Source organism: Paenibacillus sp. FSL F4-0122, assembly GCF_038002845.1.
GTDB classification, from domain to species: Bacteria; Bacillota; Bacilli; order Paenibacillales; family Paenibacillaceae; genus Paenibacillus_AQ; species Paenibacillus_AQ odorifer.
In genome coordinates this window covers 6,315,849-6,334,677 of the sequence record NZ_JBBODI010000001.1, presented here as the reverse complement: position 1 = coordinate 6,334,677, position 18,829 = coordinate 6,315,849, and the positions used below count along the sequence as shown (strand labels likewise).

Sequence of the window (18,829 nt, the reverse complement as noted above, 5' to 3'; positions counted from 1 at the left end):
TTCGAAATAGTAATTTTGAGAATAAAAAAATTAAATTAAAATGGATAACGCACAGGATAAACCCTTGACTGGTGCGGGATTTCAAGATGGTGGGGGGCGAGGGAGATCTTAACAATTAGTCTGTTGACTTGGCACATTGAAGTTACCGATTAGAGGCGAATTGTTATTTTTTTAGATGATGCTTAACTGCTTTTTTCGGACTTCTTGTTTGTATATTGCTTCCAGCTCTTGCGGTTGATAATGATTATCAATTATACTTCCGATAGGAAGGAGGCGAGTAAAGATTTTAAATACTGATGATAATTTGATGCTCTGGGATTATGCACATATCCGGCTGGTTGATATTCGCCATATGTTGTTTAAGGCCGGCGACAAGCTGACCTCCTATAGGTTCCCGGCTGCAGGTTTTTTATATATGGTTCGCGGCAACGCAGGTTTTCGGCTCAATGGAAATAAACATGCTGCAGAACGTTTTCATATCCTACACAGCGGAAAGGGAGGGCAACTGGATATTGATTGGGTCAGGGAGGAAATGGAGTTTTATTTTATTTTCTATAAAGCTTCGCTTTCGCTAACGTCCGGATCAGGTGTACGTAGACTTTTTGAAAGAAACAGTCCTTTTCAAAAACAATATGAATTTGCTCCGGATGCTCCAGTGGTTTTACTGTCTCAAGTAAAGGTGATGCACCGAAAATGGCTGGACTCAAGTTCACTTGAACGGATTCAGATCAAAGCAATGCTTTATCAATTTGTCTACGAAGTTGAGCGGCAGAGACAGGCATATGGAGTCTATCCCGTCAAGCCGGATCTGGTGGAGCAAGCCGTTCGATACATACGGGAATATTACAGTCAGCCTATTACCTTATCCTCTATTGCAGAGCAGCTTAATTATAGTGTGACCTATGTGGCGAAGCAGTTCAAAAGCAAGACGGGTACCAGTCTGATTGATTTTCTTATTCGGACGCGAATAGATAAGGCGCAGGAACTGCTGCTAAATACCGATGCATCATTGCAGGAGGTTGCCGCCGGAGTGGGGTACACGGACCTGTCCTATTTCATCCGTATTTTCAAGAAAACAACCGGTGTGACTCCGGGTAATTTTAAGTCATTGGCCCTAGGCTCTGCCAAAGGATCAGATCGTCCTAAAATCAGGCTAAGATTGTCTAATGCAGGATGGGCTGAGCCAAGTTATATTGATAATGATCATGATAATCATTATCAATATAGAGGAAAAGGGGATTTACTGATGGTTAGAAATACAAAAATGTCAATGGGAGCAGCGATGCTGTTATGTCTTGTTTTAATGCTTAGTGCTTGCTCTTCAGGGAACAGTCCTGTTAATTCTGCGAATGCTGGCCCTAGTCCGGTATCCTCTGTGCAAACAGAGACAAGTCCACCGGACTCAGCCACCAATTCAAAATCTACAAGAGTATATAAAGACAGTCAGGGGCATGAGGTTGATATTCCAGAGCGTCCACAGCGGATTGTGCTGCAGGGTAATTCGATCGGAGACCTGCTGGCACTCGGGATTCAGCCGGTCGGTGTCGACCGCCGGTTTATTGAAGAATCAGTCTATTTGGACAAGGAGATAACCCCGGCACAGGATATCGGATTTCCTACAAATCTGGAACTTGTTTTGGATCTGGAACCGGATTTAACAATGCTAGGTTATGTGATGGACAAACAATATGAAGAAGTGTCCAAAATATCACCTACTGTTGTATTTGACCAGAGTAAACCCTTGTCTGAGCGTCTGCCTGTCATTGGTGAGATAGTGGGTAAAAAGGCTGAAGCAGAGCAACTGTTGTCCGAATATAATCGCAAGGCCGAGAATATGTGGAGCGGATTGCGTCAGGAAGGTAAACTTGCCGAAGGAGAAACAGCGGTAGTGCTGATTTATTATTGGAACAAGACAATGTATTTGATGAAAACTGGTGGCATTCCTGCACTGCTGTATCAGCCGCAGGGCTACAAAATGTCAGAAGCAGTGAAGGAAATTGAGCCGGCAGAAGGCGCGCCTTATATTGAGGTCTCCCCTGAGCTAATGCATAAGATGCTTATTGGTGACCATTTGTTTGTCATTTATCCGGCCAATGCTGATGCGGAAAATTCCTTTAATGAGTTAATGAAAACTGCATTGTGGAGCTCGCTACCTGCTGTTAAGAGCGGAAAAGTTACTTTTGTGGAGACCAAATGGAATTATGACGATATGTTGACCAGCAGCATGCTGCTGGATGAGTTCCCTAAACTGCTGGCTAAATAAATGAGATCAGGTTAACCCTTGACGTGAAGTTTAATGACCGTTTTGATTGAGGAAATAAGGGGCAACAAAGAAGCAGTGGAGTAACTCACTGCTTCTTTATTTTGTTTATAAAGTTAAGAGTGTTGAATATAGAAAAGTAATCGGTCATTGTTTTTTGTTGATTAGCTAGACTCCAAGAGTAGCATCGATTAATCTGAAGAAGTGGAATGCGGGTTATGCTTGAATCGTGGCACAGATAAACGGAGGCTGACTATGACTTACTCACAGATCTGGAACAACTCAGGAAATGAAGCTGATATTCTCTATTTGGAACAGCAGATTGAAACCGTAAAAAAAGAAATAAAACGAGTAGAAGCTGCAGAGCTTCAGGAAATATTGGATCAAGCGAATCGTAAGCTGGCTGAACTGGAAGCGAAGCTGGACGAGCTGGAGGATTAGGGGCAAGACGTCCATCGTACCACCCATAGAGTGGCTTTTCTGCGCTAGTTTAGGAACAAAACAGCTTGGGGGCTGACTTGACTTAAGTATTTCCTTCTGACCCCTGGCTCGTGTGCTATGTAGAAGTTAAAATAAGCAGATTTGCACCGATGTCTTTATAGTTTTATAATTGTAGCTTACAGAATCGTATTACTGGGAGGAATGGGAAATGGATAAAAATAGAAAATACATGCTTGTCGGTGCGCTTCTGACAGGGGTAGGTGTCTCTTTGATGGCCTATACAGCAAGCCGCTATACTTCGTTTAAACGAATCGTAGCCAATACCATCCGATTGGAAGAAATCGCCTCTCTAGAAATCTCGCGATTGTCTTCAGTTCCCGGTGAAAAGAAAGACATCATTATTACTGATCCTGCTGTTATTGAGCGGATCTTTACTGATTTCTCTCATGTTCAATTAATGAAATCGGCCCGAAATGTCAGTTCTGACAAAAATTTCAGCTATTATATTACGATAGTTCAGGCTGATCGCAAGCAACGATTTGATATTATTCTAAAAAGCAGACAGCATATGATCATCTATGACAATGATTTAAGCAATCCTCACTTGAATGCATATAAAATTATCAGTCCTTATAATCCGCAAGCACTGGAACAGGTTTTTGACTGATTATATAGAAGTGCGCAATGAAGTAATATCGTAGCCCATTTCCTGCATAGCATCCAATCCATATATGATCTCTATTGTCCGGGTGCCGTCCCAGCCTTTAGCCGTTCCATATTCGATCCATTCGCGGATACGCTGTGGATGGTTTAGATTATAGACAACATCAAACCCTTTTTTATGGTTTTGCAGCAGATAGCCTGTATTCAGCGGACATCCGGCAATCGGATCATCCCATGTTAGGATTTGGATGCGTAGCGGATGGAGCTTTACATTTTTATGATAAACCTTTAATTCAAGCAGACTCCGTTTGTCATGGATTCGCATGCCCAGTATGTAGCTGTATTCCAGTCCCCTGAGCGTGATAGAACGCAGCTTTTTTTTCATAATAATCGCCTCTCATCCCAATAATTTTGTTATCATAGCAAGCATAGGGATATTTTTCAAGCAATCAACAGGGAGGATGTTCATATGAAGTATGAATTTGGGATCATGGCATCCATTACAGAATTGGTGGAGTACCCGGATGAGCAGAATGATGCCTACATTGCGCACCCGAATTTTCAGATCATCATGGATCAATTGAGCATTACAGTACCCGTTGCGGAGATTTATGAACATTTTTTTGCCAACCCTGTTCACAACGGACATGTGCTTGTTTACAGCAATCCAGTGCAGCCAAACGCTTGTATTGTCCTCGACACTTACCGTGATCCGCTGGACCAGCTAGATATGATTTATTTCGGATGGCGCTGTTCGTCCGAGATAGACTTGATCCGCGAGCTGTCCCGGCGTTTTTATGATGAATGTGAATTTGCGGTCCGTTATGAAGAAGGTCAATCCGTACTTTACAAGTTGTTGAAGGAGGATACCTATCCGCGAAAATTTTACTACAATACCGTGTTTGAGCAGCAGTTGAAGCGATACCCGGCAAAATAGGCGATAGAAATACATAACCGAATAACTTAGCAAAAAAACGCGAGTTCAGGGCAGTGCTACCCGGACTCGCGTTTTCTATATATTTGATTTTAAAATGTTCTGCTTCATTCAGGCAATTACTGCGCCGTCAGCAGCTGCTCCAGAATTTCGGAGGGAGCAGCGGATTTGGGCGAACTTTCATTTTTTTGTTGCGAACAGGCACTTAACACAGCAAACTGAGGCACAAGGCATAAACAGATTTAGCTTTCATCGTGAGTTCCTTTCAAGCGGTTATTTTGACTTCCAGACGGTAATATTGATGAATTTTGTTGATAATCATTCTCAACGTCAGTGGAAATAAAAACCTATCATAAGACATGATAGGCCTGCGCACAACTATTGTTTGCTGCTGCAAACGGCAATATAATTCAGATCTTTACCCGTCGTATTAAAAAAGGTATACATCTTTTTGAACTGTTCCCGGTTCTCTTTCTTGAGCCCGTTTTTCACAATACGCAGCGCCCCGATAACCCCTTCATCACGAATGAGTCCATTGATACTCATCAAGGACATGGGACCGGTAGCATTGTCTACTTGCTTAAAGCCTGCGGAGTGGAACAATCCCGCCCAATGCCCAACAGACAGTGGCTCGACATTGATGTGAATGGTGCGGCGCAGCTCGGCCAGACGTTCTTCCATATTTTCCTTGGCAAAGGTAATATCATGGGTAAGCAGAATGCCGCCAGGTTTCAGTACCCGATAGTATTCGGCGACTGCCTTTTCCTTCGCAGGCTGGTTAAGCATCGTGAGCATGGCTTCATTAATGACAACGTCAAAGCTCTCATTCTCAAAAGGTAGCTTCAGTGCATTTCCTTGCCGGACACGGATATAGTTTTCCAAGTTGGCATTTTTGATATTTCGGTTTGCTTTTTCCAGCGCCCGCGGGTCCATATCAATGCCGGTAATTTGACAGTGGTATTTCCCGGCCAGTTGAATGGAGGTGGTGCACATATTGCAGGCTACCTCCAATACCTGGTTGTCCGTACTCAGATTGGCTTGCTGGATCAGCCAGTTGGTTGCTGCAACGCCGCCGGGCCGCAAACGTTTTTTTCCCAGCCGCGCCAAAAAATTATGGCCTACTTCCTTTTTCATCGCATTCACCCCATTACTTATCCGGCTTGACTACAACCAGAAGCATCTGAAACGCCTCTGTTGCGTGTAGGGCATGCGGAATATTGGCCGGCATAACGAGGGTCTCCCCGGCATGAACAGTGTACTTGTCTTCTCCAATTGTAATTTCCGCTTGCCCGGACAAAATGTTGACCATGGCATCACCCGGGGAAGAATGTCCCCCAATCGACGAGCCTTTGTCCAGCGAAAGAAGGGTCATTGCCAGATTTGGCCGCTGTACAAGGGTCAGACTGGAAACCTGCTGTTCCTCTATTGTGATGATGTCCTTCAAATCAATGACTGCGGATTGCGGCAGTTTTTTAATGAATAAACCTGTTTCCATTTTGAATACCTCCGTTTTATATACTAATTTGCAGAAATTTGCAGCTGCTGCGGGCGGAATAATCATGCCAAGTGCCCGCTGGGACGATAACGGATGCGCCGGCTGTCAATTGATAGGGCTCTTCCGCCACCAGCAGATGAAGCTCGCCTTCCAGCACATGGATGATTTTAGATTTGGGGGCGGTCTCTGAACTGATGGTCTCCTCCTGATCCATGGCATACAATACCCATTCCGGTTGTGCCGCTGTTTCGGCTGCAGATACGGGCAATGCCAGCACTCGGCTCGCAATCCGGTGTGGCTTAACGCTGATCATATCTGTTAAAAAAAATACCTTGCCTGCTGTAATTCCACTCATACGATCCCCCCTGTTCAAAGTACAGCATTTTGTTTATTTCCAAATTGCTTGATTGAATGATTCCTGCAATTTGATATAATGAGAATGACCAATGAGAATTATTCTCATTTATTTTATTGTAGCAGAGTATTTATCATGACTCTGTTGCCATGGCAACAGGAGGCTGAGAAAATTGCAGAAATATCTGAGCAGGATACAGAGCACTATTTTGTTTAAGGGGTTCGCGGAGCGGGAGGTGCAGCAAGCGCTGAGCTGTTTGCAGGGCACAATCAAGGATTTTGCGCGGAAGGAGGTTATTTTTAGAAAAGACGATATTCTGGATTCGGCGGGCATTATTATCCATGGCAATGTTCTGCTGTGCAAAGATAATATCTCAGGCATGAGATTTATTTTCTCGGAGCTCGGGGATGGGGAAATCTTTGGCGAAACGGCGCTTCGCCTTGTCCAAGAACACAGCGGCTATGAAGCGGTGGCGGGTTCGGAATGCCGGATTCTGTTTATCAAAATAAATAAAATTGTCCGGCCCGGCCAGGACACTTGCCATTTAAGGGGCCGGATCATTGAGAATATGCTGGCCCTGCTGCTTGAGAACAACCGGTCCATCTATCAAAAGCTGGATCTGGTCTCCCACAAATCGCTGCGGGACCGTATTCTGCATTATTTAGCCCTCCAGACCAAAAAAAACAATTCCGCCTGTTTTGAAATTCCATTTACCCGCAGCGACCTGGCTGATTATTTGACTGTTGACCGCAGCGCCTTGTCCAGAGAGCTGCAGCGGATGGCGAAGGACGGGCTGATCCGGTTTAATCGAAATCAATTTGAGCTGTTGGACGCGGAGAATCAGCTGCGGATCAGATTTTTAGAATAATTCCCCCAAAACTTGAAAAGGAGTACGCAGCTAGAAAATGCACTAGAAAAGTATTTGACCGATCTAAACAGCATAAAAGAGGTAGTTGAAGTTAGTTAACTGTTGACTTGAGTTTTGATTTGTTGATTTTAGCTATCTATCGGAGTTACTCATAAATACAAGAGCCCGCGTCGGACGCGGGCTTTTGTATTTTACTCTCCTCCAGTAGCCACCGGATTCTCCTCATATGAAATCCAATCACTCCGACTACCCGCATACAACTTCCTTTATAGTCTTCCAATTGCCACGATCAACGCCAGAACTACAAAAAAGATATTTACGCCGAGCTCCCGGTACTCTTTTCGCCCAATATGAAACAGCATCCCGAGCAGTGCAACCGCAGCCAAAGCGATCGCGGCGATCAGCGTTAGCAACGGAGCTATGTTCAGTGCCCACGGCAAAACAAGGCCCAGCGCTCTGAGTAGCTCCGCGATTCCGATCAGAACAACTAGTCTTTTCGGCACATCATTTACCCAGGCCCATGTCTTTTTTGACGACTCAATACGAACGGTTTTCATCCATCCCGAATATACGAAGCCTGCCGCCAATACGATATGTACGATGCTGTACGGTGAAGAAGACGAAGCAGAGGCAAACGTATCCGACCTTCGGAAAATCGATTTCTTGTCGTAAACGTTTCGGTATTAAGCGCAAGCTAAAAAAGCCCGCAAAGATTGCGGGCTTTTCCTTTTCTTAAATATACAAATAAAAACGAACGCTTAACCCTCTCCCGTAGCCACCGGATTCTCCTCATATGAAATCCAGTCACTCCAGCTTCCCGCATACAGCTTAACATTCTTGTACCCGGCTTTTCCTAGCGCCAGTACATTAGGGCAAGCACTTACGCCTGAACCGCAGTACACAATAATCTCTTGCTCAGGATCAATACCTTCATAATGCTCTTTCAGCACCTCAGTTGATTTCCAGCGCCCTTGCTCATCGAGAACATCCTTCCAGAACTTATTGATCGCACCAGGAATATGACCTGCCTTCGGATCAATCGGTTCTTCCAAACCTTCATAGCGACGGGACTCGCGGGAATCAATCAATAGTGCGCCACCGGCGTTAACTACATTTTGCACATCTTCCATGCTAGTAAGCATCTTCTTCTGAACATCTGCTTCATACTGGCTAGGAATCCGAACCGCTTGATGATCACTGACGGGGAAGGATGCTTTTTTCCAAGCAGAGTAGCCTTCATCCATTACAAACACACGTTCATGCCCCAAATATTTAAGCATCCACCACAGACGGGAAGCGTAGGCACCACCTTGATCATCATAAGCAACGATAATACTATCTCTGTTAATGCCAACCTTACTAAGTGCGGCAGTTAGCTTTGAAATTTCTGGCAGTGGGTGGCGTCCCCCGTGTGAGCTTACAGGAGCGGAGAGTTGTTCTTCCAGATGTAGATAAACTGCGCCGGGAATATGATCTTCTGTATAGGCTTTACGTCCAGCTTCCGGGTCAGTAAGTAAAAAACGGCAATCAACTATAACAAGTTCAGGCTCGTATAACCGAGCAAGCAGCCATCGAGTAGAAACGATCGGTTCCATAAAGTAGCCTTCTTTCCTGTTTAATATGTATGGAGTCATTATAGCGGAAAATAAAAGAGGGCGCACCTTAAGCTTATGGCTTAAACTGCGTCCTCTAAAAATTAGATCAAACGATATCCCGAAGGCAAGTTACCGCTGCTGCGGATATTACGGATTTGTTCGAGGGTTAAGCGTTGGTTAGTAGAAATAATGGACTCCACGTCATTACCTGAAATGAAATCATCCAGATCCCTAATGTTGCGGTTTCCGCGAAGTACACGGAAATTCCCTCTAAACCGTGTTCTAGTGAAAAGTACCAGTGTAGCATTGCTGCTAGTAGAGAAGAACCGAAGGCTCTCAATACCATCGAGGATGTTGTCCGTATTACGAATACCCAGGTTGCCAGTATATATTCTACGGCGTCCATTGAAGTTTTCTTCATCGTACACGGTCAAGCGAGGGTAAGTCTGCGATACATGAACTTCTTTTTTCATTTGTAATTCCTCCTTTGTTATCTAATCTATGTTCATATAAATTTTTTGCTTGGCTAATAGTCTAATAGAAAGCCCTTATTTGCATTAACTTATCATTTTGGGCTTTACTTCAATAACATATTAGTGTACTATTTAACTATGACACTGACACAATAAAACGAATGAACAATACATTAGTTGGCAGGGAGGATCCGCATGAAACAGGGGAGTGGTGTAGAGATGAAAGATTCAGTCGTTCTGCAAATGAATGAGGTAAGTAAGATTATCAAAGGAAGACCGATTGTGGATAAGCTGACATTTGATATCCGTAAGGGTGAAATTGTTGGGTTGTTAGGTCCAAACGGTGCAGGTAAGACCACAACGATTCGAATGATGACGGGTTTAATACGGATGAGTGAAGGCGATGTGATTATCCAAGGTCACAGTGTAAGGAATGATTTTAAGCAGGCGATTGGCCATATCGGTGCGATAATTGAGAATCCAGAGTTTTATCCGTATATGACTGGACTTGATAATCTGAAGCAGTACCAAAGAATGACGGATAATATTGAGGCTGGCAGAATAGATGAGGTTGTAGAACTGGTAGGACTTCAAGAAGCGATGAGTAAAAAAGTAAAGGCTTATTCGCTGGGCATGCGCCAACGTCTAGGGATTGCTCAAGCGCTACTCAATCGGCCAAAGTTATTGATTTTAGATGAGCCTACGAACGGACTTGATCCGGCTGGAATACGGGAAATGCGTGATTATATGCGTACCATCGCCGAAGTGGAAGGCATCTCTATTCTAATTTCCAGCCACTTGCTCACTGAAATTGAACAAATATGCCATCGGGCTATCGTAATCCAGAATGGTAAGCTGGTAACCGTAACTGCGATTGGTGAAGAGCAGGAAGCAACCGCACAAGTAAAGCTAACCATCCGTGTAGGATCGGTTGAAGCGGCGATAAACCTCTTGGAGCGTTTAGATTATGCGGAATTGGCCTCCATGGACAGCGCTCGTTCTGAAGTGATAGTAAGTCTGCTTGATAGCAGAGTACCGGAGCTTGTATCTGCTTTTAGTGATGAAGGTGTGGGAATTTTCCGGATTACGGAGAATAAACAGAGTCTTGAGGAAGATTTCTTGAAATGGACAGGAGGAAACCGCATTGCGTAACTTCAATAATCTTATTGTTAATGAATGGCTCAAGATCTCAAAGAAACGCACATTTATTGTGCCATATGTGATATTAATTCTATTATCCCTGCTATTAGGTTATATTGTTCATTCTGTTTCACCTGACATGTTTGAATCAGCTTATGATTTTTCAGCAATGATGCTGCTTTCCCAAGGGATTGGCCAAGTGATTACAATTCTTGCGATCATCGGAACAGCAGGTATTGTCTCAAAAGAGTATAGTCAAGGAACCATCAAGTTCTTGCTTATCCGCGCCAGAAGCCGTACAGCAATCCTCGCATCCAAATATGTGGTTGTACTGTTGTATACTTTGACTTTGACTGTCATTGGAGGTATAGCCGTTTTTGGAACAGGGGCTTTGTGGTTTGGACTAAGTGGTGGAGAAGCGGGTATGAGTGAGATGCTTACAAACCTATTGTATAATCTCGTTAGTACAGTTGTGTATGGAACACTTGCTTTTATGCTGGGGATATTGACCACTTCAACGGGAGTAACGATTGGGGCTACTATGTTTGCGTTAATGATAGACAAATTGATTATTTCCCGTGATTTTTACAAATATGTTCTGTTTCCAAACTTAAATTTATCTGCTTATGAAGGTGGAGGAGCACCTATGCCTGGAATGACACTGACCTTTTCCATCGTGATGCTTGTCTTATACACAGTTGTCTTTCTTCTCATAGGTTTCTCCGTCTTTAGACGAAGGGATGTTGCTTAATCATGACAATCGAATTCGATAACAACCTGCCGATTTATATACAGATCATGAATTACATCAAAGGTGAAATCGTCACAGGTAAGCTGAAACCAGGAGATAAAATCCTCTCGGTACGAGAACTTGCCAGTGAGCTGCAGATTAATCCGAATACGGTGCAAAGAACTTTTCAGGAACTGGAGCGTGAAGAAATCGTGGAAACCCGGCGTGGAATGGGAAGATACGTCACAAGTAATGAAGGTACTATCCTGACCATCAAAAAAGAAATGGCCAAAGATGTGCTAGATCGTTTCATTCGTGGTATGCAGGATCTTGGCTTTCAAGGCGAAGATATTTTAGCGGCGGTAGCGGAGAATATCCGCAATAAGGATGGAGAATAGGGGGATACGCAAGTTGGAAAATATACTTGAGGTTCATGAAGTTACAAAAAAATATAGTTCCAAGCATGCCCTCCGCGAGGTATCTTTTAATCTGAGTGCGGGTAAGATCACGGGACTGTTAGGCAGTAACGGCAGCGGCAAAAGTACACTTATGAAAATCATCGCCGGGCTGTCACAGCCTACGACCGGTCGTGTATCGGTCATTGGGGGTTCTGTAGGAACAGAGAGTAAAGCGGTGGTATCGTTTATGCCTGATAAGCCGCTTACAGAATCTTGGATGAGTGTTTCTGATGCTCTAAAGTTCCAAACTGACTTCTATCCTGATTTTGATCTGACTAAAGCCTCGCGAATGTTGGAGTTTATGAAGCTAAGTCCGCAAGATAAGGTAAAGGATCTGTCCAAAGGGATGAATGAACGTTTACAGCTTACACTTGCTCTATCACGCCGAGCTAGCCTTTATTTGTTGGATGAACCCATTGGTGGTGTAGATCCGGTAGCTAGAACAAAAATTCTTAATGCATTGGTAGAGTTTTATGAAGAGGATAGTACCATTCTCTTATCAACCCATTTAGTATCGGATATTGAGCGGATCTTTGATGATGTGATTTTTATAAAAGAGGGAGAAATTGTGATGCATACGGCGGTAGAGGATATCCGGCTTCGCCAAGGCAAAAGCATAGATGAACTGTTCAGAGAGGTGTACGCAGAATGCTAAAGCTAGTGAAGTACGATTTTAGACGAGATAGGGATAAGTTCCTTGCTGTTTTTGTAATCATAATTCTGGCGCAGATCGGGTTGGGGTTCACCAAATTGCATGACTATGAAAGGTTTATTTTAAACGGATTAATTTATGTCATCGCGGGGCTGATCTTTCTCGTCATGGCAGCACGAACCTTTTTTAACAATGTAAATTCCTATAATCGTCGCCTAGTGCCCGTAAGAACCCTGAACACTGTCCTTTCTCCGTTAGTGCTCTATTTAGCTCTACTGCTGGGTATTATTTTAATAGCTTTGATCCATTTTGGCGTGTATCTTTCAATGTATTCCTCATCATTTCTTCCGGAGAATTTCTGGAAAGTGGGATTATTAGTTCTCTTGCAGGCGTATTGGTTTGCCGGTTATATTATGCTTACCTTGATGGTCTCCATTACGGTTGCGCGAAGTATGAAATTTAAGGGGCGAGTATGGATTGGGCTGGCCACAGCGTATTTGTTACAGAATGGAATATTCTATTTGGAATATTTGATTTTCAAAAGTAACTTCACTGCTTGGGAAAGTGTATTCCAGTTCGAGGTCATAGCTGAGACGGATACCCGAAGTGGGATACAGCTTACACAGGGTCACTTGAATCTAGCTCCTCTTCTATTTGAAGCGGTGATAGCAGTTCTCCTTATAGCAGTCATCATCAAGCTCGTTAAAAAAAGAGTGGACGCCTAACCACATGGCGGAATAGTTTTTAGAACGGAGGCAGAGCGATTTAGCTTTGTCTTCGTTTTTGTGCAAAAAAAAGACGTCCTTCTAAGTGAAGGGCATCTGTTATGGTAAGTTCTACAGACCTTCAACCCGAAGGGTGGCGGTCCATGTCTCAAGCTCTCTTATTAGGCGGTCTTCCTCATTTTCGTCCAAGCGGAATTTAACTCCATATTGATATTGGCCAAGTCCAAACATCCAACCCCAACGGGCGCTGCATAAGAGCTGAAGCTTCTCTTCATTTAATCGAAGATGAATAATAAGCCTGGTATCTCTTGCCGTGAATCGAAGATTCAAAGGGGTGCGTACTTTACAACCCGAACGGCTAAGATCGAGTAATACAGCCTCTGTTAACTTTCCAGCACCTGGACCGGAATTGTTAAGCGGAACTTCAATCCAGCATTCAAGCGGATGGTTCATAACATAACGGAATGGTTCTTTCCTGCTGGACACATCCATAATTTACCTCCCCATTGTTTATTTGCTATTATATCGAAAGGGAATGTTGAGAACAATCTACTAAAGTGCTATTTTTAATTAAGAATTAATTTTTTTAATACTGATGAAGGTGATGAGACTTATATGTACCAATACCTTAATGAAACGTTCCGTAATCACAATTTTGACCAAGGAAGCTTGCAGGATGGTGAGTTAAATAACTGCACATTCGAGCAATGCTCCTTCAAAGGCACTTCTATGGAAGAGATGAACTCTATTGGCTGTCGATTTATTGATTGTGATTTTACAGGAGCCATGCTTAATGCGTCTCACCATAAAGGTTCAGCTTTTACCAATTGTAAATTTACGGGAGCGAACCTGTTTGTATCTAAATTTGAAGATTGCAAGATGGTAGGATCGGATTTCTCAAACGCTTATTTGGACGGAATCTCGCTGCTTGGAGGGGACTGGTCGTACACGAACCTTAGACATACCAATCTAAGCAGACAGGATCTGCGGGGGATTCGATTTACAGAAGCGGATTTAATGGGCTGTAATTTGCAAAAAAGTGACTTGCGTGGAGCGGATTTGAGCCGTGTACAATTGTCTCAATGCAAGCTTAAGGGAGCGGATATGCGGGAAGCGATTGTTGAAGGCATTGATTTAAAGAGTCTGGATCTACAGGGAGTGCGGATGGATATGGAACAGGCGGTACTCTTGGCACGTTCATTTGGGGCAAAAGTAGGGAATTAGTAAATAGGGGCATCAGTTGCTAGTACTTTAGCGATGGGTGCTCTTTTTAATTGAATTTGAAGGATTTCATCAGGAAAGATGCCTAAAGACCTCCGCTAGCAAACCAATGCTTAGAGCGGAGGTGGTGGCAAACGCAGATTATTATAATTAACTCACTGCTGAACCTATGTATTATTGCATATGAAATATTATGCGTTAACGTAACCGTTTTCTGGGTTTTGCCCACCATTTGATCCATAAGAATCCATCATCATCACGAAAAAACTTTATACCTACCCAGCGTAAGGGTGTCCATACTTCTTTAAAATAATATGAAGGCATAGTCTGTTAGACCCTCCTATATAGTAAATTATTACTATATATTACGCTAATTCTACGGGATTCACAAGCTAGATTTACTAATAATTACATATTGTCCGGGTAAAATGAGGTGAAAATGCATTATGCAGGACCTAAGGCACCGCTTGTGCTACCGAGAAGTGCACCCCTCCATTTCATATATACGCTCCAAGCTTCACCATTATCCAATAAGCTTTTGCAGGTATACAGCCCTTCCTCGATAGAGTTGACCTTTCCAGCTAGATGTAATCTTGCTGCACCGTTCAGCAGAGTTTGATTATAGAAAGCCATGTGACCGCCGCCCTGTAGAACTGCCTCAGCTGTCATTAGCTGTTGATGTGGTGTCCAATGGACTTCAGGAACAATTGTATCCAAACCAAATCCTTCCGGATCAATAATATCAAGAGCCGCCACACCGTTCTCGACAGTGTAAACGCGGGTAGGTCGGTCGATGAAAAGATCCTCGGAGCCTTCCACCCCTTGGACAATTAACGCCTTTTGATAACCAAGCTTTATGAGTAATCTAGATAATCGGTCAAAGACTGTATTATGGTATATCCCGAAGATAATAAAAGGAGAGCAGGCGTAGTCAATCAGCTTCTCGGCGGTGTTGAATAAGGTTCTCATACCAATTTCCTCACGGATGCTGCGAAGGTCGCCTAGAGGAGGGCACCATTCTTCAGCATCGGCAAATAGTACATTACTCTTGTTAGCAGCTGCAATGGCTTTTGTACGTTCTAGCGCAGTTTTCTCAATCCCAGATTGATAGATGATATCTTGTAAAGTGATTCCCCATTTAGGAGGCAGAGAAGCAGTACCGTGTAGTGTGACTGGCAGTCCGGCCGCGGACAATAGAAATGCAGTGGGAAAAGTTGCGATGAATGAGGATTTTCTACCATCATAGGGTCCGGCGCAATCAAGACCTTCCGCAAAAAGGGGTTCGCGATGCGCATATTTACGTAAAACGTAGACGAAAGCTTCAAGTTCTTCTACGCTTTCTAGCTTAATCCGCTCAGCAGCCAGAAAGGCTCCAATCTGAGCAGGAGATGCTGTTCGTCCGAGTATAGATTCTGCGGCATATGTAGACTCTTCATAATTTAAATCTCGGGCGCCTCTTTTGCCTCGGGCGACTTCTTTTAAAATGTTGATCATAGGTATATTCCCCCCTTAGGTTTGATCTTGCAGTAATTGATAGACTCTAACGATTGAAGTAGCTACATCAACCATACGTTTACGTTCATTCATTGCTTGTTTACGGAGAAGATCATAAGCTTCAGATTCGGAAATATTCTTGACCTTGGACAGGATACCTTTAGCCATATCAATCCATTTCCGTTCTTCGATTCGAGCATGCAGCTGTTCTCGCTCTTTACGCCATTGTTGTCTTTCGAAACATTGCTTGGCACTGAAATGAAGGATCCAATGGATCTCCTGTGAGAGCATGGAAGGCGATAATACACCATCCACCATGATATTATCTTCACATGCAGCAAGTGAAAGTGTGGCTGTTTCGTCAGTACACCACCAAAGGATTGGTGCAATCTTATGACTCATTAGTAAAGTACCCCAGCTATTGATCTCTGTGATGGGTAAATGGAGTATGGAAGCATCAGCGTCTTTGATCCGTGCCACAGCTTCTTCTTGTGTAACGGCTACTGTGACAATATATCCGGAGGAACGGAGAATGGCATCCGTTTTACTATTTGAGCGCTCGGCTGTGTCCTTCTCTGTCGTGCTATTCTGAATAATCAACAGGGAATGCATAGTTCGACGCCCTTTCTTAATCGTTATGTTATTTTATATAACACAGAAACGATGGGTTGTCGACGAATTTAAGATTTTTAAATTTTATATGTCATAATTGTTGACGTTCTCTGATTCCTGTTGTATAGTCGGTTTAACAAATTAATCATTCACGAATACAACGGTGTATTCGACTGAAGCGGCAATGGCGCCTGCTTTCACTTATCGCAATGGAAATGTAAGTTTCCGTGTGGAGTGGAGCGGGCTTTTTGGGTTTTCCAAACGGAGAGGAGAGATATAGATGATAGCTGCGCGCAAGAAACTGGTGTTAGTCGGCAATGGAATGGCGGGGGTTCGTACGATTGAACATTTGCTCAAATTAAATCCTGAGGGGTATGAGATTACCATCTTTGGCTCGGAACCTTATCCTAACTATAACCGGATCATGTTATCTTCCGTTCTTGCTGGTGGAGCGAATATGAGTGAGATCATCATCAATGATCTGGAGTGGTATCACAGCCAAGGTATTAAGTTGTATATGGGACATACGGTGACTTCAATAGACAGTGAGAGTCGAAAGGTATATTCCGATAAGGGGATCACTGCCGAATACGATGAGTTAATCCTAGCTACAGGATCGAATCCCTTTATGTTGCCGATACCGGGTGCGGATAAAGAAGGGGTCATTGCTTTTCGTGATATTAAGGATTGCCAGATCATGCAGGAGACTGCAGGATCTTATAAAAAGGCGATTGTCATCGGTGCAGGCCTGCTAGGGCTGGAAGCGGCTAGAGGTCTGTTACATCTGGGAATGGAAGTCACTGTAGTGCATATCCACGATTATATTATGGAGCGCCAGCTGGACGAAGCTGCATCAGTAATGCTCAGAAGAGAGCTGGAGGCTCAAGGAATGAGATTTCTGCTCCATAAGCAGTCCGAGGCGATTTTAGGTAAGAAGAGAGTAAGAGGTTTACTATTCACAGATGGTAGCACAGCCGATGCGGATCTTATTGTCATGGCAGTTGGGATTAAACCAAATGTTGAATTGGCAAAGAAAAGTGGTGTGCAGATCAACCGCGGAATTATCGTAAATGATTATATGGAGACGAATATCCCCGGTATCTTTGCTCTGGGGGAATGTGCCGAGCACCGAGGAATCGCTTATGGTCTGGTAGCTCCTTTATATGAACAAGGTGCCGTATTAGCAAAAAGGCTGGCTGGAGTTAAGGTTGAAGGATACATGGGTTCTGTAACTTCTACCAAGCTGAAAGTATCTGGTGTTGATGTATTCTCAGCAGGACAATTCACCGAGCCGGACGGGTCCAGGGCGCTGCGATATCAGGATGAAATAGAAGGAGTCTACAAAAAGCTAGTTATACAAGATGACATGTTAATCGGGGCAGTACTATTTGGTGATACCAGCGACGGTGCTCACTTGTTCTCGATAATTAAGAATAAAGAAAATATTAGTGGAAGAGAAAAGGAACTGTTATTAGGAATCTCAGCGGATGTGTTCTCATCGACGCAAGGGAATCGGTTGGAAGTTATGCCGGAAGATGAAATCATTTGTGGATGTAATGGTGTTTCGAAGGGGACTATTGCTGAAGCGATTGAGTCTGGAGGCTGTACCAGTGTAGGGCAAATTAAGGCGTGCACCAAAGCATCCGCTTCCTGTGGGGGCTGTAAACCACTTGTAGAAGGGTTATTGCAACTCTATGCAGGTGATGCGGTCACCGTAGTTAAAGAAGGAATATGTGGCTGTACAACGCTGAACCGTGATGAAATTGTTTCTGAGATAAAAAGAATGAAGCTAATGACAGTTAAAGAAGTGATGAATGTTCTGGAGTGGAGTCAGGAGGAAGGTTGTGCGAAATGCCGCCCGTCGCTGAACTATTATCTGGGCATGTTGTGGCCTGAGGAATATATAGACGAGAAAGAGTCTCGTTATACAAACGAGCGATATCACGCCAACATTCAGAAGGACGGGACTTACTCTGTGGTTCCGCGAATCTATGGGGGGGTAACTTCACCTGCAGAATTGAAGAAGATTGCAGAGGTTGCCGAGAAATTTGCTGTTCCTATGGTGAAGTTTACTGGAGGACAAAGACTAGATTTGCTTGGCGTTAAGAAGGAAGACTTGCCTAAGATGTGGGAGGAGCTGGATATGCCTTCCGGGCATGCTTATGGCAAAACGTTACGTACAGTGAAGACCTGTGTGGGGTCTACCTTCTGCCGATTTGGCACTCAGGATGCGATCAGTATGGGGATTACACTGGAAAAACAATTCGAACGCCTGAATGCGCCGGGTAAAGTGAAACTTGCGGTTTCCGGATGTCCTCGTAATTGTGCGGAAGCGACGATTAAAGATTTTGGTGTTGTGGCGATAGATGGTGGATGGGAACTGCATATTGGTGGGAATGGAGGGGTACATGTGCGGGCCACGGATCTTCTATGTGTGGTGAAGACTGAAGAAGAGGTAGTCGAATGGGCAAGTGCGTTCTTACAATATTACCGTGAGCAGGCCGGCTGGAATGAGAGAACTGCACACTGGGTTGAACGAGTAGGGGTAGACAATATAAAGAAAGCTCTTGAAAGTCAGGAGGAGCGCTTGGCGCTCAAAGAACGAATTGAGACAGTGCTGGGGCTCACTACTGATCCTTGGAAACAAATTGTGAATGAGCCAGAACTACGTAAGAATTTCGAAGCTATTGCACAAATAGAGAGTGTTTAAAGG

Annotated in this window: 22 protein-coding genes; 12 read left to right on the top strand and 10 right to left on the bottom strand. The window is 43.8% G+C overall.

From position 1 onward, the window contains the following. The first annotated feature begins 307 nt into the window (after window positions 1-307). The 3 genes from MHH49_RS27805 (at window position 308) to MHH49_RS27795 (ending at window position 3,368) form a co-directional block, all read left to right on the top strand. On the top strand, window positions 308-2,263 hold the full coding sequence (locus MHH49_RS27805) for an AraC family transcriptional regulator (RefSeq protein WP_341138694.1): 1,956 nt from the start codon (window positions 308-310) through the stop codon (window positions 2,261-2,263). Between the two features lie 252 nt (window positions 2,264-2,515). Further along, window positions 2,516-2,701 carry a hypothetical protein gene (locus tag MHH49_RS27800; protein WP_339211838.1) on the top strand — a complete coding sequence of 62 codons (186 nt, stop codon included), beginning with the start codon at window positions 2,516-2,518 and terminating at the stop codon, window positions 2,699-2,701. A gap of 208 nt (window positions 2,702-2,909) precedes the next feature. Next, the gene (locus MHH49_RS27795) at window positions 2,910-3,368 is read left to right on the top strand and encodes a hypothetical protein (RefSeq protein ID WP_076101754.1); all 459 of its coding nucleotides are present in this window, start codon (window positions 2,910-2,912) and stop codon (window positions 3,366-3,368) included. Here the strand turns inward: MHH49_RS27795 and MHH49_RS27790 are convergent, their stop codons facing one another. Further along, window positions 3,369-3,749, bottom strand: a complete 381-nt coding sequence (locus MHH49_RS27790; RefSeq protein ID WP_036686425.1) for a hypothetical protein — start codon at window positions 3,747-3,749, stop codon at window positions 3,369-3,371. It lies immediately after the preceding gene. Between the two features lie 84 nt (window positions 3,750-3,833). On the opposite strand from MHH49_RS27790, the gene MHH49_RS27785 reads away from it, so the two are divergent. Continuing rightward, window positions 3,834-4,301 (top strand): hypothetical protein, encoded by a 468-nt coding sequence (locus MHH49_RS27785; RefSeq protein ID WP_341138693.1) that lies wholly within the window; start codon window positions 3,834-3,836, stop codon window positions 4,299-4,301. Window positions 4,302-4,676: 375 nt separating this feature from the next. Here the strand turns inward: MHH49_RS27785 and MHH49_RS27780 are convergent, their stop codons facing one another. Genes MHH49_RS27780 through MHH49_RS27770 form a run of 3 tightly spaced genes read right to left on the bottom strand, consistent with a single transcriptional unit; the run spans window position 4,677 to window position 6,148 of the window. Beyond that, a complete protein-coding gene (locus MHH49_RS27780) occupies window positions 4,677-5,432 on the bottom strand; it encodes a class I SAM-dependent methyltransferase (protein ID WP_036686429.1) in 756 nt (251 codons plus the stop codon). Between the two features lie 13 nt (window positions 5,433-5,445). Next, window positions 5,446-5,793 (bottom strand): cupin domain-containing protein, encoded by a 348-nt coding sequence (locus MHH49_RS27775; protein ID WP_036686430.1) that lies wholly within the window; start codon window positions 5,791-5,793, stop codon window positions 5,446-5,448. A gap of 16 nt (window positions 5,794-5,809) precedes the next feature. Beyond that, the gene (locus MHH49_RS27770; protein WP_076104275.1) at window positions 5,810-6,148 is read right to left on the bottom strand and encodes a cupin domain-containing protein; all 339 of its coding nucleotides are present in this window, start codon (window positions 6,146-6,148) and stop codon (window positions 5,810-5,812) included. Between the two features lie 172 nt (window positions 6,149-6,320). Here MHH49_RS27770 and MHH49_RS27765 point away from each other — a divergent pair, with 172 nt between their 5' ends. Further along, on the top strand, window positions 6,321-7,016 hold the full coding sequence (locus MHH49_RS27765; RefSeq protein WP_341138692.1) for a Crp/Fnr family transcriptional regulator: 696 nt from the start codon (window positions 6,321-6,323) through the stop codon (window positions 7,014-7,016). Window positions 7,017-7,282: 266 nt separating this feature from the next. Here the strand turns inward: MHH49_RS27765 and MHH49_RS27760 are convergent, their stop codons facing one another. The 3 genes from MHH49_RS27760 to MHH49_RS27750 all read right to left on the bottom strand — a co-directional run bounded on the left by MHH49_RS27760 (window position 7,283) and on the right by MHH49_RS27750 (window position 9,084). After that, complete coding sequence (locus MHH49_RS27760) at window positions 7,283-7,609, bottom strand: DoxX family protein (protein WP_341138810.1); 327 nt, start codon at window positions 7,607-7,609, stop codon at window positions 7,283-7,285. 165 nt (window positions 7,610-7,774) lie between these two features. Beyond that, window positions 7,775-8,611 (bottom strand): sulfurtransferase, encoded by an 837-nt coding sequence (locus tag MHH49_RS27755; protein WP_341138691.1) that lies wholly within the window; start codon window positions 8,609-8,611, stop codon window positions 7,775-7,777. A 101-nt stretch (window positions 8,612-8,712) separates the two neighbouring features. Continuing rightward, entirely contained in the window at window positions 8,713-9,084 is a 372-nt protein-coding gene (locus MHH49_RS27750; RefSeq protein WP_036686439.1) for a hypothetical protein, read from the bottom strand. A gap of 195 nt (window positions 9,085-9,279) precedes the next feature. Here MHH49_RS27750 and MHH49_RS27745 point away from each other — a divergent pair, with 195 nt between their 5' ends. Genes MHH49_RS27745 through MHH49_RS27725 form a run of 5 tightly spaced genes read left to right on the top strand, consistent with a single transcriptional unit; the run spans window position 9,280 to window position 12,789 of the window. Further along, entirely contained in the window at window positions 9,280-10,236 is a 957-nt protein-coding gene (locus tag MHH49_RS27745) for an ABC transporter ATP-binding protein (RefSeq protein ID WP_256717295.1), read from the top strand. Then, on the top strand, window positions 10,229-10,975 hold the full coding sequence (locus tag MHH49_RS27740; protein WP_341138690.1) for an ABC transporter permease: 747 nt from the start codon (window positions 10,229-10,231) through the stop codon (window positions 10,973-10,975). The genes MHH49_RS27745 and MHH49_RS27740 overlap by 8 nt, the downstream gene beginning before the upstream one ends. Before the next feature lie 2 nt (window positions 10,976-10,977). Beyond that, window positions 10,978-11,352, top strand: coding sequence for a GntR family transcriptional regulator (locus MHH49_RS27735; protein ID WP_036686443.1), 375 nt, complete (start codon window positions 10,978-10,980; stop codon window positions 11,350-11,352). A 13-nt stretch (window positions 11,353-11,365) separates the two neighbouring features. Continuing rightward, complete coding sequence (locus MHH49_RS27730) at window positions 11,366-12,067, top strand: ABC transporter ATP-binding protein (protein WP_170914223.1); 702 nt, start codon at window positions 11,366-11,368, stop codon at window positions 12,065-12,067. Continuing rightward, window positions 12,061-12,789, top strand: coding sequence for a hypothetical protein (locus MHH49_RS27725; protein ID WP_339825956.1), 729 nt, complete (start codon window positions 12,061-12,063; stop codon window positions 12,787-12,789). The genes MHH49_RS27730 and MHH49_RS27725 overlap by 7 nt, the downstream gene beginning before the upstream one ends. A gap of 111 nt (window positions 12,790-12,900) precedes the next feature. Here the strand turns inward: MHH49_RS27725 and MHH49_RS27720 are convergent, their stop codons facing one another. Further along, window positions 12,901-13,281, bottom strand: a complete 381-nt coding sequence (locus MHH49_RS27720; protein ID WP_036686449.1) for a PilZ domain-containing protein — start codon at window positions 13,279-13,281, stop codon at window positions 12,901-12,903. 123 nt (window positions 13,282-13,404) lie between these two features. Between MHH49_RS27720 and MHH49_RS27715 the strand changes: the two genes are divergently transcribed. Then, on the top strand, window positions 13,405-14,013 hold the full coding sequence (locus MHH49_RS27715) for a pentapeptide repeat-containing protein (RefSeq protein WP_036686451.1): 609 nt from the start codon (window positions 13,405-13,407) through the stop codon (window positions 14,011-14,013). A 441-nt stretch (window positions 14,014-14,454) separates the two neighbouring features. On the opposite strand, the gene MHH49_RS27710 is transcribed toward MHH49_RS27715, so the two are convergent. Both MHH49_RS27710 and MHH49_RS27705 read right to left on the bottom strand, forming a co-directional pair. Further along, a complete protein-coding gene (locus tag MHH49_RS27710) occupies window positions 14,455-15,510 on the bottom strand; it encodes an anthranilate phosphoribosyltransferase (protein WP_341138809.1) in 1,056 nt (351 codons plus the stop codon). A 9-nt stretch (window positions 15,511-15,519) separates the two neighbouring features. Continuing rightward, window positions 15,520-16,116: an ANTAR domain-containing response regulator gene (locus MHH49_RS27705; protein WP_036686455.1), complete on the bottom strand. Its 597-nt coding sequence runs from the start codon at window positions 16,114-16,116 to the stop codon at window positions 15,520-15,522. A gap of 280 nt (window positions 16,117-16,396) precedes the next feature. Here MHH49_RS27705 and nirB point away from each other — a divergent pair, with 280 nt between their 5' ends. Continuing rightward, window positions 16,397-18,826 carry a nitrite reductase large subunit NirB gene (gene nirB / locus MHH49_RS27700; RefSeq protein ID WP_036686458.1) on the top strand — a complete coding sequence of 810 codons (2,430 nt, stop codon included), beginning with the start codon at window positions 16,397-16,399 and terminating at the stop codon, window positions 18,824-18,826. Window positions 18,827-18,829 lie beyond the last annotated feature (3 nt).